This window comes from Collinsella sp. SGI.033 (genome assembly GCF_050315135.1).
GTDB lineage: Bacteria > Actinomycetota > Coriobacteriia > Coriobacteriales > Coriobacteriaceae > Collinsella.
The window spans coordinates 38,037-52,969 of record NZ_JBNPOK010000006.1; the positions used below are offsets into that span (position 1 = coordinate 38,037).

Consider the following 14,933-nt stretch of genomic DNA (forward strand, 5'->3'; position numbering starts at 1 on the left):
AGACGATACGACAAATGTGCAGCCAGATTTATTCTTGGATAGATGGCAATTTGCAAATTGGCGTCGATATGTATCGTCTACAGCTTCACGAATCCTTTTCCTTTCCGGGGCGCTGGCTTGGCATATGGGCCTGCGCTGAATTCTTCCGTAGAGTCTAACAAAGCAATAATGCGGACGCAAGGAGGCGTTGCGTCTGAAAGCACGCCATTGCGTTGGACGCTTGAAGGGGTTTGCAAGTCGATTGAAAGAATACTAGTGCATCCGCTTCTTGTAACTAGCATGCGATGGTGGGCATCGTGAATGTTGAGCGAGGTCATCGACTTGATTTTTCTGGTGTTTGAGATATTAGCTTTCGCGATTTACCCTCCAAATTGCAGAGGTTTGAGACGACCGGAAAGGAATGCTTATGCTCGATTCTCCGTTCTTCAGCTACTGGGGAAAGGCGAAAGGAGTTGCTTTTCTCCATCACGGCAATATCGCATCGGGGCTCAAAGTCGTAAAAACGTCGTAAGGTACGCGATATGGTTCGCCGGGATCCTAACTAGCTAGGCATTTTTCTGAATCTGCAGATGTTCCCATGGCAGATAAACAGTACGCGTTGCATAGGGCGATACCTTTCATATAGAAGGCTGCTAAAGAGTCGAAGCCGGGCGCATGCCAAGTTTTATTTCTTGGCCAGTTTGAAGTAGCGCTCAAATATCAATTCGAAAACGTAATAGAACATCAATCGACTGTCGAGGTCCATGCTGCCCAAGCGGATTTCTTTTTGCACGGTGTAGATGGGGTAGTCGGCTAGTTTCGAGAGGGAATTTCGAGAAAAGCCGGTGAGCGTGACGACCTTGCACCCGCGCGTTTTGGCTATCGATGTGGCGTCAATAGACACCTGCGTCTCGCCGCTTACGGAAACGCTGAAGACCAGGTCGTTTTTGCCGAGGAGTTCTGCGTAATGCCTCATGACGTGGCGTTCACTGAGCGTGTCGGTATTCTTGCCCATTATTTTGAGCTTTTCAGCCATCTCGAGGCACGGGTATTTCGAAAAGCCCGAGCAGAAGAACACGATATGCGAGGCGTCCTGGATAAGACTCACAACCGAATCGATGACCCGGTCGTTAAGCAGATCTTTGGTCTGTACGAGCTGGGTATCAAGAGGAAGTGCCTCGATAGTGAATCGATTGCGATCGAGCGAGGCGGAATACGATTGTTTGAGCTCCGTAAACCCCGAGAAGCCAAGCTTGTGGGCAAGCCTGACGATTGTATTGGGAGCGACGAAGAACCGTTCGGCAACGCTCTTAAGCGTGACATCGTCAATATCATCACGCAGCTCGATGATGTAGCGCATGATCTCGCTTTCGAGATCGTTGAGCTTGCTCTCGCCAGCTCGCACATGATCATAAAAAGATTCTTGATCTTTCATAAGATGTTTCAGCCCCTCGCACCTCGCCGTACATATGGTACCGCTTTGTGTAGCCAGGTGAGAAATCGGTAATCGGTCAAGATTGCCTATTGCCCATGAACTGGGCAAACGCGCGTGTCTGCCTACACATATCTGTGTCGTGAGCGAAATCATGTGTCCCCGTTTCGCATTGGCCCACACGGGGACTTGCAAATGACCTTATGTCGCAAAATACCAATCGAAACGAAGCAAGCCGAGGACAGCCGCGGAGCCCAAGGTCTTCGAGAACACCGATCAGCCAACCCTGGAGGGACGGAACATGAAGGATAAGCTCAATATTGTGATCGTTGGCGGCGGCTCCACGTGGTGCCCTGGCATTCTTAAAGCCCTGACCAAGCACATGGACATTCTGCCGCTGAACCGCGTGATGCTCTATGACATCGATGCCGAGCGCCAGCGTCCGATCGGCGAGTTTGGCAAGATCCTCTTCGCCGAAGAGGAGCCCGGTGTGGAGTTTGGTTACACCACCGATAAGGACGAGGCTTACACCGACGTCGACTTTGTGCTCTGCCAGATTCGTACCGGCGGCTACGAGATGCGTAGCAAGGACGAGAAGATTCCGCTGCATATGGGAATCATCGGCCAGGAAACGGTGGGCCCTGGCGGCATGGCTTACGGTATGCGCTCCATGCATGACATGGTTGAGATCGTCAACGACGTTCGCGCCCATAGCCCGGAGGCGTGGATTATCAATTACACCAATCCGGCTGCTATTGTGGCATATGGTCTCGAGCGCGTCCTGCCCGATGAGCATCGCGTTCTCAACATCTGCGACCAGCCTGTCAACCTCATGCGCTCTTACGGTCGCCTGCTCGGTCGCGATATGAGCAAGACGGAGCCCGTGTACTTTGGCCTCAATCACTTCGGTTGGTTCAAGCACATCTACGATGAAGAGGGCCATGACCTCGTCCCGCAGATTAAGGAGTACACGGAGAAGAACGGCTTCCTTCCTGCCGATGCCGAGCAGCGTGACCAGTCCTGGCTTGATACCTACGCCATGGTCAAGGACATGCTCGAGGACTTCCCCGACTATCTGCCCAACACTTATCTGCAGTACTATCTGTATCCCGAGTACAAGGTCGCTCACCTCGACCCCGACTACACTCGCTCCGACGAGGTTATCAACGGTCGTGAGAAGCGCGTGTTCGCCGAGTGCGAGCGTGTTGCCAAAGTCGGCACCGCAAAGAACTCCTCGGTTGTGCAGAACGATGCTCATGGCGATATGATCGTGGAAATCACCTCGGCCATTTATCGCAACACCAATAAGACCTTCATTGTCATCGTGCCCAACAACGGCATTATCGAGGGTATGCCCGATGACGCCATGGTCGAGGTCGCGGCAAGCGTGGGCGCCAATGGCCCGCAGCCCTATGCTGTTGGCAAGATTGGCACCTTCTATCGCGGTCTTATGGAGAACCAGTACGCCTATGAGCGCCTGACTGTTGAGGCTTGGATGGAGGGTTCCTACGAGAAGGCCCTGCAGGCACTCACGCTTAATCGTCTGGTCGGTGACGCAAAGAAGGCGCGTAAGGTGCTCGATAAGCTCATCGAGGCCAATAAGGATTACTGGCCGGAGCTTAAGTAGCTAGTTCCATAGCGTTTGATAACTGTTATGGGGCGTGTGGGTTGTAGAACTGCACGCCCCGTTTCTTTAAGAGGGGTATCCCATGAACAAAGATGAGCTGCTGGCAAAGTTCCAGCGCCTGGGCAAAGTCCTCATGACGCCTGTCCTGATCCTGCCAATCGCCGGCATCCTTCAGGGCTTTGGCAATGCCTTTACCAGCCCCACCCTTACGGCAGCTGTTCCCTGGCTTGCTGCTCCGGGCTTTGCGATTTTCTTTTCGATTCTTAAGGCCGCAGCCGGCATCGTTATGAGCAACATCCCGGTTATCTTCTCGATTTGTCTCGCCTATGGCTTCGCCAAGTCCGAGAAGGCTACCGCGGCGCTTTGTGGCTTTTTGGGCTACATGTGCATGAACTCCGTGATGGGCACGTTCCTCACGGCGACCGGCGTTATCGATCCCGCCAATCTTACGACGGGTCAGAGCACGATCCTCGGTATCACCACGCTCGACACGGGCGTTATCGGCGGTCTTCTGGTGGGTGCAATCGTCGCATGGCTGCATAACCGTTACTACAAGATTGAGCTGCCTGCCGTGTTCTCCATCTTCAACGGCACGCGCTTTATTCCGGCGGTAACGCTGCTCTCATGCAGTGTCCTCGCATTGGTCATGTCCTTTGTTTTCCCGTTTATCCAGAACGCTCTCGGTGCGCTGTCCGAGTTCATCAAGACTACGGGTGCCTTTGGTGCATTTGTCTACGGCGCTGGCGAGCGCATGCTCCTGCCTTTTGGTCTGCATCACTTTGTCTATTTACCGTTCTTCTTCACGTCGCTCGGTGGCGTCGAGACCATCGACGGCCAGACCGTTCAGGGCGCTATCAATATCTACAACGCGATCCTGGGCTCTCCTAGCACGCCGTTTAACATCGAGGTCAGCCGTTTTGTCATGAACGGTAAGGTTATCTTCGCCATGTTCGGCCTGCCCGGTGCTGCACTCGCCTTCTACAAGACGGCGCTTCCCAAGAACAAGAAGAAGACCGCAGCGCTCATGATTGCCATCGTGGTGCCTTGCATCCTCTCCGGCATTACCGAGCCGCTCGAGTACTCCTTCCTGTTTATCGCGCCCATCCTCTACGTGTTCCACGCTCTCATGGCTGGTCTTGCCTATGCGCTGACCTATATCCTGCAGTTCAACGTGGCCGGCTCCGCATCCTTTGGCGGCCCGCTCTTGTCGTTGATCTTTAACGGCATTATGGGTGCAGCCAAGGGCTCCAACTGGCAGGTTATCCTGTTCCTCGGCCCCATCTACTTCGTGGTGTACTACTTCGTCTTCAAGTTCATCATTCTTAAGAAGGGCCTTAAGACCCCCGGCCGCGAGGAAGAGTCCGACGATGAGGCCGAAAAGGCTCCCAAGACCGTGATCAGCGACCTCATTCCCGCCATCGTTGAGGCAGTGGGCGGCGACAACAACATTAAGTCTGTCGAGGCCTGCTTCACCCGTCTGCGCATCCAGCTCAATGACTGTGACAAGGTGGTTGATGACGCCGAGTTTACCGAAAAGCTCGAAGCGCGTGGCATCGTGCATGTTAACGGCGGCGTGCAGATTGTCTACGGCAACATGGCATCTAACTACGCAACCCAGATGCGCGAGCTGCTGGGTATGGAATAAACGCCCCAAACACACGATCAAGATTAATACAGGTCGGCGTCCGATTCTTCAATCGGGCGCCGACCTGTGCTGTTTTGGGGCGAATGGGCAAGTACATGATGCGCTTGCTGCTCTCTTTTGGCACTGCCTATCGTGTATTCGGAAGCCTTGCGATGGTGAGGTGCGTTCTTTTCGGTCCTAGCGTGTTTGCGGCTAGCGCTGCGCCCGAAGTCGATTTGCACAGCTGATATACAGAGCGTTAACCGCGCTTTGTAGGCTCATGCCCTCTACCAGGGCGGTCGAGTACTCGCTGAGTGACTCCGCGCTTACGGGTAGCAAGAGCTCACGTGCCCCGTTGTTATCGAATGCCATGTTGCTCGATATCCAAATAACGCGGCAACCTCGCCGCTTGGCCTCAACGTAAAGATTGAAGATATGGCTCGTCTTCCCTGAGAACGATACAAAGACGGTTAGATCGTCGGGTTGGAGCAGACAGAGCGACGTCTCCTGTCCCTTGACGGAGCCAAATGAGAAGCACAGTCGGTTTACGCGGCTCAGCTTTTCGCAGAGTGAGCGGGCGACGAGATTGGAGAATGAGCTTCCGTATACGTAGACATTTTGCGCATCGAGAAGCCAGTCAACGGCCCGCTCGAGTCGATCCTCAGTGAGCAGGCGTTTTGTTTCAAGCAAAGAGGTCTCTACGATATCGAAATACCAGGGTATATCGATTTGCTTATGAGCCCTTGTCTCGGTTGTCTCACGCTGGAGCCAAGCGTTGAAGTCGTCAACTTGCTCTTTGAACGATCGAAAGCTCGAGCCGTTTACGCGCCTGCAGAAGCGCGAGATGGTCGCGGGCGATGTATTGCATGCGCGGGCAAGTTCTTCTATTGAGAGCTCTGGGACCTCGTCGTGATGGGAAAGGGCGTAGAGTGCGATGTGGGCGTCAAGGCTGCCGCCCTTCTCGACGTCTTCGATACAAGACCTGAGGTTCGAATAGACCTCGTACATCGACATTCAAATCACTCCAAACAATAATGCCCCGGAGCGGATATGCCATCTCCGGAGCATTGTGGTGAAGCTATGGGACGGATTTATTCCATGCCCAAGTATTCTCTCATTTCGACTTTGTAGACAGAAGCCTTATTGCCGTAAACGATCTGAACGCCGCCGCCAACGTGCACGATGGCACTGGCGCCGAGGTTTTTGGTGAAGACGCTATCGTCCTTGACCAGGGCGGTGTCTTTGAGGCTGAGCCTCAGGCGGGTGAAGCAGGCGTTGACGCCCGAGATGTTATCGGCGCCGCCCACGGCATCCACGATCTGCGGGATGAGGTCGCTTACCTGGACAGGTGCCTTGGAGTCGATGGCCGACGTGTCATCCGCTGCCTGCGTGTCATCATCCTCGCGGCCCGGGGTTTTGAGGTCAAATTTCTTGATAAAGGTGCGGAACAGCACGTAATAGATCCCGAAGTAAGCGATGCCGAGCGGAATAAGCCAGAACCAGTTGGAGCCTTTGTCGGCGTTCATGATGCCGTTGAAGATCCACGAGAGGAGCGGTCCGCCGAAGGCGGAAGGCCCGGGCACATTGAACTGTACCAGGTAGGTGAGTACATACGCGATGCCGCACAGCAGGGCGTGGACCACATAGAGTACGGGCGCTACAAAGAGGAAGGAGTACTCGAGCGGTTCGGTTATGCCCATGATGGCGGCCGGAATGACGGCGGCGATCATGAGGGAGCCGACCTTCTTTTTATTCTCGGGACGGGCACAGTGGTAGATGGCGAGCGCCGCCGCGGGCAGGCCGCACATGGCGAACAGCACCTTGCCGTTCATGACGTATTTTGAGATGTCGATGTCGTACATCATGCCGGGCGTGTTGAGCATGGCGTTGTAGATGTTGACAGCACCCTCGACGGTCTGGCCGTCAACCTGGATGCTACCGCCCAGAGAAGTGAAGAAAAACGGCAGGTAGATGAAATGATGCAGGCCGAAGGGCAGAAGCATGCGCTCGGAGAAGCCATAGATGAACGCGCCAAACACCCCGGTGGAATCGATGAGTGTCGAGGCGGCCTTTAGGCCGGTTTGCACAAACGGAAACACGAAGGCGAGCGCAACGCCCACCAGGCTCGCGAAAACGACGGTGAGGGCGGGGACGCAGCGTGTGCCGTTGAAGATGCCGAGCACCGGCGGAAGCTGCACCTTATAGAATCGGTTGTGGATCCACGCGACTACCAAGCCGATGATGATGCCGCCGAATACGCCGGTGTCGAGTGTGGTTACGCCCAGGATGGCGTTCTGACCGGTCTGCAGGTTGGCGGGATCGATGATGCCCAGCAGGATAAGCAGCTGACCCATGATCGTGTTCATGGTCATGTAGCCGATGAAGCCTGAGAGTGCGGCGGTCGCCTTCTCGGCCTTGGCGTAACCGTAGGCAATGCAGATCGCAAAGAGAACCGAGATGTTACCATTGATAACGTTGCCGGCTGCTTTGATGAGCGTGCTAAAGATCACCATCGGCTCGGTGCCCAAAAACGGGCAGAGCGAGATGAGGTTAGCATTGGAAAGGGCGGAGCCCAGACCGACCAAAATGCCGGAAACGGGCAGGAGGAGGACCGGCGCCATGAGCACCTTGCCGAGTCTCTGGAACTCGGTGTAGAGCTTGCTTTCTTTCATGATGTTCCTTCGATGCGCGGGGAGTTAGGACAGGGTCGGCCAATAATCGCCGTTCGCTTCGATCAGGTCGTCGAGGATTTGGCGCGCGACGGTAGTCGAAGGGACGGTCTTGTTGATTGCGATGGCTTCGAGCGCCTTCTGGTAGGAATGCTCGTAATATGCGTCGACGGCGAGCTTTTCGCTGGCATTCTGCTCTTCGATAAGCCCCTTGTAAAAGGTGGGGATAGCAGGCTGGCTGATGGGTTCGGGGCCCCAAGAGCGCAGGTAGGCGGGAACCTCGACCATGGCGTCGTCGGGCAGATTGGGGATGGCGCCGTTATTCTCGACGATTACGAGATAACGTTCGCACTTGTTGTAGGCGATAGAGGCGGCTGCGTCGACGATAAAGTCGCCAAAGACCGTGAAGCTCTGTACGGGGCTCTTGTAATTGGCGGGATCTGCCAGGTACTTGTCGTGCTCGGCAAACATCTCCTTCTCGCGTCCGTTGATGACGTTGTCGGCGCGCGTCCAGTTGGGGTCCATGTCATCTGCCATGTCTTTGGAGTACAGGTAGTACTGCAGGTAGCTGTTGGGCAGATACTCGGGATAGTCCTTCACAATCTTGACGTATTGACCCCAGGTGTGCATCCAGTCCTTGTCCTTGTGATGCTTGTCGCTCACGGCCATGCCGTGCTCGAGAATCATCTGACGAAGCTCCGGCAGACGATCGCGCCCCTGCTTGTCGTAGATTTTGGTAAACCAGCCAAAGTGATTGAGTCCAAAATACATGGGGTCGATATCGCGCCAGCTGGGAAGTCCAAGCATCTTAGAGTACGAGAGCAAGATAGCCGTGGGCATATCGCAGATGTTAAGGATATGGTCGTTGCCAAACTCGCGACGCGTGGCCTCGGCGACAACTGCGGCGGGGTTGGAATAGTTGAGGATCCAGGCGTCTGGACTGTATTTCTTGGCGTAGCGTACGAGGTCGAAGACGCCGGGGATAGACCTGATGCCATAGGAGATCGAACCGCCGGCGCCGCAGGTTTCCTGTCCCACGCAACCGTACTTGAGAGGGATGCGCTCGTCCTGGCGACGCATCTGAAGGCCACCCTGGCGGATTTGCGCGAAGACGAAGTCGACATCGGTGAATGCCTTTTCGGGATCGGTCGTCACGACAACTTCGATGTCAGGAGCTTCCTGCTCGATGAACTGCTTCATGATGTCGTAGACGAGATGCATGCGCTTTTCGTCGATGTCGTACAGGGCGAGTTTGCGCAGCGGTAATTCGTTTTTCTTCTGCAATAGGCTCTGGATGATGCCAGGGGTGTGGGTGCTGCCGGCCCCGGCGATTACAACTGCTTTCTTGTCCATGTGGTAAACCCCTTTCGTGTGGATTGACCATTTCAGACTACGAAAGCTCTACCTGCGATTCTATCGATTTTCAGATTGCGAAAAACGATAGCGATAATCTTAACAGGATGCGTTTTGCGTGGTTAAATAGCGCCGGGAAAGATACTGACTTGGGCGGCAGGCGACGTGTTGCACGGCTGCGGGAGCGAACGCCAGGCGGTCAAAAGATGGCGGGCGGTGCTGCGGCTTTTGGCTGCAATTGCGCTACCCGCGGCGACGCTCCCAGCGAGCCAACTTAATCGTCACCAGCGTGAGGGCCCAGGCCACAAGCGAGAACGCGGCGCCCACTGCGCCCACGTACGCAATGCCAACGCTGCTTACCACGGCGCCGCCCACCGCGGTGCCAAACGAAATGCCGACGTTAAACGCCATGGGCTCAACCGAACTTGCGAGTACCATCGACTTGGGATGGCGGCTGCGTGCCACGTCCATAAAGTGCGTGATGCACGACACCGAGAACAGGTACATGAGCAGCGCCAAGCTAAAGACAAAGACCAGTGCGAGCGGCATGGTGCCGCCCACAGCAAACAGCCCGAGTAACGCTGCAGCCTGCAGCACAAACGTCACAAGCAGCGCCTTCATGCCAAAGCGCGCATCGATCCATCCGCCCAGGATGTTCGAGATCAGGCAGAACACGCCATAGACCATAAGCGTGGTACTCGCCTGAACAGTGCCCATACCCAGCATCTGCTCAAGATAAGGCGTAACGTAGCCGTAGAATACGTAGACCGAGCCCACACCAAACAAAAAGATGAGCATGCCGGTGATGATGCACGGCTCGCATAGCAGACCCGCCTGCTCGCGAAAGGTGGCAGGTTCGTCGGTCTGTCCGGCGCGCGGCATAAACATCACGAGCGCTCCGCATATCAGAACGGCAAAGGCAAGCGTGCCGTACATGGCCACGTGCCAATCGAGCGTGTCGGCCACAAACTTGCCGATCGAAGTGACAAAGACCATTGCCACGGAAAACGCACCATATACCACCGAGATGGCAAGCGAAGTTTGCCGCGGGGACAGCAGCTCGGGGATGTACGTCACGCCCACGGCGAGCAGCGCGCCCGAGACAGAGCCCAAGATGATGCGCGAGATAAAGAGCACCTGGAAGTTGGGCGCTAGTGCCATGACTAGGTTGCCGAGCACAAAGACGATGCTATAGCACACGAGCAGCTGGTAGCGGCGAAAACGCCCCGTGCTGAGCGCGAGCACCGGCGTCGCGATAGCGTAGACAAGCGCAAACACGCTGATGAGCTGGCCCGCTGTGGCAAGCGATACGCCGAGTTCCGTCGCCAAGTCACTTTCGATGCCGATGACCACGAACTCGGAGCAGCCGAGCGAGAATCCCAACAGCACGAGCAGCGCCAGGCAGAGCTTGCTGCGCGCGGGGGAGAGCGCGGCGGCGGTTGACTTACATTTAGGCGTGGTTGCGGCGGCCAAGGTTGTCACTCCAATGTCGCATAAATAAGCGGGATTCAATCCCTGCAACTCTAACAGAATGTGGCAAAGGGACAGTTTCTTTGTCACATGGCGAGCTTGCCTGTATAGTCGCAATACAGGTGAAGATGGTCTCAGGTACATCGCGGGTGACAGGAGATCCCATGGGTATGCACACGACAAAGGTTGCAGTGGGCGAGGGCAAGTTTGCGCTCGAGGCCCAGTTGACGGTGACGCCGCGGGGCATAAGCGTCTCGAACAGGGCCTTCATGCCAAAGCATACGTTGATCTAGCTGCACAGGATATTGGAGGGCAGACAGAGCGCACCGTAGACCATAAGCATGGTCGAGATCTCGAAGGCGTCCATGCCGAGGACCTGCTCAAGATAGGCGTAACGTAGCCATGCAGGGGCGGGAGCTTGCGGACGAGATTCAGGTCAAGGCGGACGTGGAGAGATCCCTTATCGGACGGGGCGGACGCAACAACGTCTATTCCGCCACGCTCGCGCGGGATATATGATGTCCGCCCGAAGCTATTGAGCGCTATTCCTCAAAATCGGAAATAATTCAGTTTTGAGGAATAGAGACGCCCGCTACGCCTCACTGGTCCCGTCCTCGAGCGGCTCGACGTTGAAGTCCTCGCAGACGTAGTTGACGAATTCGCGCATGACCGGCGTGAGCACTTCGTCGGCGTGCCATACGAACCCAAGCGTGGAGTAGAACGGCTTCTCAAAGGACACGATGGAGAGGTCACAGGCGAGATAGGTCGAGGCCAGGCGCCGCGGCAGTACGGAGATGCCCATGTTGTTCTGCACGGCCTTCATGAGCATGCGGTGACGTGAGTGGTGGAGCGGTACGTTGGGGAAGAACCCTTCTCGCTCGCAGATACGTCGGAAGATCTGTGTGACATCGGACTTTTCCTCCAGCAGCATGAACTCCTCGTTGCGCAGTTTAGAGACGCTTATCGTATCCACCTGTGAGAGCGGGTGCTTGCGTGAGCATATGAGCACCATTTCGTCGCGCACGAGTGGTACAAACGAGTATTTTTCCATATCGAGCATGTCGCCGCGCGCGATGGCGAGGTCAATCTTGTGGCGGTCGAGCTTGCTGATCAGGTCCTCCTGACTACGCTCAAAGTACTCGAGCTGCACGGAAGGGTTGCGCACCCAGTACGAGCTGAACGAGTCGGCGAGGCCGTACTCTTCGATGAGCGGCAGCGATCCGATACGTAGGGGATACGTGGAACCCTCTCGGTACATCCTGAGGCGCGCCACGGCGCGCTGGTACTCGGGCAGGGCCTTACGCACATAGGAGTAGAAATCGAAGCCAGCCTGCGTAAGCTCGACGCCGTTTCGCGTCTTCTTGAAGAGCTTGACGCCCAGCTCCTTTTCCATCTGCGACATCTGCTTGGAGAGTGAGGATTGCGAGATGAAGAGCTTGTCCGCTGCGTCGGTGAACTTGCCGGTATTCGCCACGGTCTGAAAGGCCTCGAGCTTTCTGATATCCATGTCTGCTCCCAACAAAATGATATGGATAGGAAATGGGGCGGTTATTCCATCCGGCACATTTGCCAGTGTATTTGAGCACCACATTACTCGGTTGACATGGCGTTTATGCGGGCCTTTTCCCATTTAATATGAAAAAAGGGAATAATCAAATCCCCGTTCCTGCGTTATTCCAAAGCGGAAAAACAGTCTGCATTAACGGAATAGAAACATTGACGGACGCGATCGATACTGGAGCCAAGTTAACCGGAAGTTCTCGGAAAGGAGCTTTCATGTCAAACAAGGTGTACCAGGATCTTCGTTCCTTCCTCGCCGTGCTCGAGGAGGAGGGCCAGCTCGTCCATGTGACCGATGAGGTTCTCCCCGAGCCGGATATCGGTTCCGCCGGTCGCGCCGCCAGCCGTATGAACAACGGCCCCGCGGTCATGTTCGACAACATCAAGGGCTATGGCCCCGGCCATTCCGTCGTCACCAACGTCCACGGCTCTTGGGCCAACCACGCCCTCATGATGGGCATGGACAAGAACACGTCTACCAAGGACCAGTTCCTCGAGCTCAACCGCCGCTGGGACCTGTTCCCCGTCAAGCCTAATGTGGTCGCCCACGATGACGCCCCCTGCAAGGAGAACGTCATTGACGGCGCCGAGAACGTCAACCTGTTCGACCTCCTGCCGCTCTATCGCATCAACGAACAGGACGGCGGCATGTTCATCGGCAAGGCGTCCATCATCACCGGTGACCCTTCCGACCCGGATAACTTCGACAAGATGAACGTCGGCACCTATCGCATTCAGGTCAAGGGTGCCAACCGCATCGGCATGCAGTGCCTGGCCATGCACGATATCGCCAAGCAGCTTGCCGAGGCCGAGAAGAAGAACGAGAAGTTCCCCATCTGCGTTACGCTCGGCAACGCCCCGCTGGTCACCTTCATGGCCTCCACGCCCGTCGGCTACACCCAGAACGAATATGAGTTCGTCGGCGCCCTCAACGGTGGCGTCCCCGCTGACATCGTCAAGTCCGATCTGTACGACCACCTGTATGTTCCCGCCGGCTCCGAGGTTGTCCTCGAGGGCTACATCGACCCGCGCGTCCGTACTTGCGAGGGGCCGTTCGGCGAGTTCCCCGGCTCCTACTCCGGTTGCCGCGCTCAGTGCGAGGCCGTCATCACGCATGTGACCTATCGCACCAACCCGATCTTCGAGAACATCTACCTGGGCATGCCCTGGACCGAGATCGACTTCCTCATGGCACTCAACACCTCCGTGCCTATCTATAAGCAGCTGCATGACGAGGGCTTCCCCGAGGTCGTTTCCGTCAACGCCATGTACACCCACGGCTTCACCGAGATCATCTCCATCAAGCCTCGCTACGGTGGCCATGCAACGGGCGCTGCCTTCAAGCTGCTCTCCACGCCGCACGCTATGCCGTACTGCCACAACGTCATCCTCGTCGACGACTACGTTGACCCGTTCGACCTCAACCAGGTTATGTGGGCCCTTTCGACCCGCGTGCGCCCGGACAAGGACGTCAAGGTCATCCCCAACTGCGCCGGCATGCCGCTCAACCCGTCCGAGGAAGTCGCTGGTATGACTGCCAAGCTCATCATCGACGCTACCACGCCGGTCGATCCCGAGCCGCTCACCCGTTCGGTCGAGCTCCTGAAGGATCCCGCCAAGACCGCTGAATACGCCAAGATCATCGCCGATCTGATGGCTGCTAAGCAGTAAGCGTCCCTCTCTCTGCCGTAACTGGGCGCGTGGATTTTGCGCGCCCATGGGCGGCAGCTTGGTAAACCACGTCCCAAAGGAGGATAAAACCATGAAGTGCCCGCGTTGCGAACATGACCAGATTTCAACGATCGCCAAGTCGCCTATCGAAGGCGTTTGGGAAGTCTATCAGTGCGATCGCTGCTTCTATTCCTGGCGCTCGACCGAGACCCCTCACGTCGACGACGTGTTTAAGCTGGATGCCGACAAGATTGCCAAGCTTCAGGTAATTCCGCCGGTTCCGCCGCTGGAGGTCTAAAGACCAAGGGGTCGCACCTCATCCGAGGCTGAGGTGATGGGTAAATCAGGCATACCCATCGTTTCGGCAAGCGGTATCGGGCCGCGAGGGCATACGCTCTCGCGGCCTTTTTGTGTATGGAGGGGTGCATGTATCGAGCGTTATGCGCAACGATATCCCGGCCTTGCGGCATCCGTTGAACAAGATGAAACGCTCGGTTTGAAAGAGTGTCCCGGAACTATTTAATTTGGTCCTACTCGTTATAGCTCGTGCAAACGAAGTCGACGAATTCCATGGCTGTTCTGCTAAGGGAGACCTCGGGCAGCCAGGCAAAGCCGACGGTTGTCTCGATGGGCTCTTCAAACGGGACGCAGACGATATCGCTCGCATGGATGGGCGTGGCCATGCCGCGCGGCATGACGGTGGTGCCCATATTGCGCTGCACGGCCTTGAGCAGCATCCAGTGGCGCGAATGCGTGAGCGGAACATCGGGGTAGAACCCGTGCTCCTTGCAGGCGTTGATGAATACCTGGGAAAGATCGCTTCGCTCGGTGGGAAGGATGAACTGCTCGTTTCGCAGGGATTCAAGATCGATGCTCTTGCGATGCGCCAGGGGGTTGTGCTTGTTGAATACGACAACAAGCTCGTCGGTCAAGATCTTGCGCGTCGAGAACTGTGAGCGATCGAGCATGTCGAAGCGGACGATGGCAAGGTCGAGCTTGTTGCGTTGCAGCGCGTAGACAAGGTCCTCCTGGCTGCGCTCGGAGAATTCAATCTGTACCCCAGGTTTTTTGGACCAAAACGAGCAGAGGGTATCGCTGATGCCGTAGTCCTCCACAAACGGCAGGGAGCCAAAGCGGATGAATGCTTTGGTACGCCCCTTGCAAGCCTCGATGTGCGCCAGCGTGCTTTGAAGTTCCGGAAGCGCATGGCGCGCGTAGTAGTAAAACTCCCAGCCCGCCTGGGTGAGCTCGACGCCGGTGCTCGTCTTTTTGAAGAGCGGGGTGCCGATTTCTGCTTCGAGCTGCTTCATCTGCTTGGATAGCGCCGATTGCGAGGTATAGAGTTTCTCGGCCGCTGCCGTGAACTGCTTTTGAGAGGCCACGCATAGGAACGCTTCGATTTTCTTGAAGTCCATACTGCCTCCGTTTGCAACGAGCGGTTTTTGCACAATTCCATGATAGGGGGCGCAAGCCGCTCGATTTCTTCCACTTTAGACAGTCGCTATTCCAAATTGTGCATAACAGACCTGTGAGGACAGGGGTTATGCC

The 14,933-nt window shown here is 56.1% G+C and carries 11 protein-coding genes; 4 read left to right on the forward strand and 7 right to left on the reverse strand.

The features are described 5' to 3' along the window. Window positions 1-664: 664 nt before the first annotated feature. The gene (locus ACQRC0_RS03150) at window positions 665-1,414 is read right to left on the reverse strand and encodes a MurR/RpiR family transcriptional regulator (protein ID WP_117757480.1); all 750 of its coding nucleotides are present in this window, start codon (window positions 1,412-1,414) and stop codon (window positions 665-667) included. A gap of 298 nt (window positions 1,415-1,712) precedes the next feature. Here ACQRC0_RS03150 and ACQRC0_RS03155 point away from each other — a divergent pair, with 298 nt between their 5' ends. Both ACQRC0_RS03155 and ACQRC0_RS03160 read left to right on the forward strand, forming a co-directional pair. Next, the gene (locus ACQRC0_RS03155; RefSeq protein ID WP_089573127.1) at window positions 1,713-3,038 is read left to right on the forward strand and encodes a 6-phospho-alpha-glucosidase; all 1,326 of its coding nucleotides are present in this window, start codon (window positions 1,713-1,715) and stop codon (window positions 3,036-3,038) included. 82 nt (window positions 3,039-3,120) lie between these two features. Then, window positions 3,121-4,683 (forward strand): PTS transporter subunit EIIC, encoded by a 1,563-nt coding sequence (locus ACQRC0_RS03160; protein ID WP_427727684.1) that lies wholly within the window; start codon window positions 3,121-3,123, stop codon window positions 4,681-4,683. Between the two features lie 192 nt (window positions 4,684-4,875). On the opposite strand, the gene ACQRC0_RS03165 is transcribed toward ACQRC0_RS03160, so the two are convergent. The 5 genes from ACQRC0_RS03165 to ACQRC0_RS03185 all read right to left on the reverse strand — a co-directional run bounded on the left by ACQRC0_RS03165 (window position 4,876) and on the right by ACQRC0_RS03185 (window position 11,661). After that, on the reverse strand, window positions 4,876-5,676 hold the full coding sequence (locus ACQRC0_RS03165) for a MurR/RpiR family transcriptional regulator (protein ID WP_156600897.1): 801 nt from the start codon (window positions 5,674-5,676) through the stop codon (window positions 4,876-4,878). Window positions 5,677-5,753: 77 nt separating this feature from the next. Further along, window positions 5,754-7,334: a PTS transporter subunit EIIC gene (locus ACQRC0_RS03170; RefSeq protein ID WP_427727686.1), complete on the reverse strand. Its 1,581-nt coding sequence runs from the start codon at window positions 7,332-7,334 to the stop codon at window positions 5,754-5,756. Window positions 7,335-7,358: 24 nt separating this feature from the next. Then, window positions 7,359-8,684, reverse strand: coding sequence for a 6-phospho-alpha-glucosidase (locus tag ACQRC0_RS03175; protein WP_089573123.1), 1,326 nt, complete (start codon window positions 8,682-8,684; stop codon window positions 7,359-7,361). A gap of 243 nt (window positions 8,685-8,927) precedes the next feature. Continuing rightward, window positions 8,928-10,166 (reverse strand): MFS transporter, encoded by a 1,239-nt coding sequence (locus tag ACQRC0_RS03180; RefSeq protein ID WP_427727688.1) that lies wholly within the window; start codon window positions 10,164-10,166, stop codon window positions 8,928-8,930. 580 nt (window positions 10,167-10,746) lie between these two features. Beyond that, window positions 10,747-11,661: a LysR family transcriptional regulator gene (locus tag ACQRC0_RS03185; protein WP_427727690.1), complete on the reverse strand. Its 915-nt coding sequence runs from the start codon at window positions 11,659-11,661 to the stop codon at window positions 10,747-10,749. 269 nt (window positions 11,662-11,930) lie between these two features. Here ACQRC0_RS03185 and ACQRC0_RS03190 point away from each other — a divergent pair, with 269 nt between their 5' ends. Together ACQRC0_RS03190 and ACQRC0_RS03195 are read left to right on the forward strand one after the other, a co-directional pair. Then, window positions 11,931-13,385 carry a non-oxidative hydroxyarylic acid decarboxylases subunit C gene (locus tag ACQRC0_RS03190; protein ID WP_427727692.1) on the forward strand — a complete coding sequence of 485 codons (1,455 nt, stop codon included), beginning with the start codon at window positions 11,931-11,933 and terminating at the stop codon, window positions 13,383-13,385. A gap of 91 nt (window positions 13,386-13,476) precedes the next feature. After that, the gene (locus ACQRC0_RS03195) at window positions 13,477-13,683 is read left to right on the forward strand and encodes a non-oxidative hydroxyarylic acid decarboxylases subunit D (protein ID WP_427727694.1); all 207 of its coding nucleotides are present in this window, start codon (window positions 13,477-13,479) and stop codon (window positions 13,681-13,683) included. Between the two features lie 232 nt (window positions 13,684-13,915). On the opposite strand, the gene ACQRC0_RS03200 is transcribed toward ACQRC0_RS03195, so the two are convergent. Continuing rightward, a complete protein-coding gene (locus tag ACQRC0_RS03200; RefSeq protein ID WP_427727696.1) occupies window positions 13,916-14,800 on the reverse strand; it encodes a LysR family transcriptional regulator in 885 nt (294 codons plus the stop codon). Window positions 14,801-14,933 lie beyond the last annotated feature (133 nt).

Excerpts from the sequence above, each read along its gene's own strand:
- ACQRC0_RS03150 (WP_117757480.1), bottom strand. The coding sequence starts at position 1,414 with ATGAAAGATCAAGAATCTTTTTATGATCATGTGCGAGCTGGCGAGAGC.
- ACQRC0_RS03155 (WP_089573127.1), top strand. The coding sequence starts at position 1,713 with ATGAAGGATAAGCTCAATATTGTGATCGTTGGCGGCGGCTCCACGTGG.
- ACQRC0_RS03160 (WP_427727684.1), top strand. The coding sequence starts at position 3,121 with ATGAACAAAGATGAGCTGCTGGCAAAGTTCCAGCGCCTGGGCAAAGTC.
- ACQRC0_RS03165 (WP_156600897.1), bottom strand. The coding sequence starts at position 5,676 with ATGTCGATGTACGAGGTCTATTCGAACCTCAGGTCTTGTATCGAAGAC.
- ACQRC0_RS03170 (WP_427727686.1), bottom strand. The coding sequence starts at position 7,334 with ATGAAAGAAAGCAAGCTCTACACCGAGTTCCAGAGACTCGGCAAGGTG.
- ACQRC0_RS03175 (WP_089573123.1), bottom strand. The coding sequence starts at position 8,684 with ATGGACAAGAAAGCAGTTGTAATCGCCGGGGCCGGCAGCACCCACACC.
- ACQRC0_RS03185 (WP_427727690.1), bottom strand. The coding sequence starts at position 11,661 with ATGGATATCAGAAAGCTCGAGGCCTTTCAGACCGTGGCGAATACCGGC.
- ACQRC0_RS03190 (WP_427727692.1), top strand. The coding sequence starts at position 11,931 with ATGTCAAACAAGGTGTACCAGGATCTTCGTTCCTTCCTCGCCGTGCTC.
- ACQRC0_RS03195 (WP_427727694.1), top strand. The coding sequence starts at position 13,477 with ATGAAGTGCCCGCGTTGCGAACATGACCAGATTTCAACGATCGCCAAG.
- ACQRC0_RS03200 (WP_427727696.1), bottom strand. The coding sequence starts at position 14,800 with ATGGACTTCAAGAAAATCGAAGCGTTCCTATGCGTGGCCTCTCAAAAG.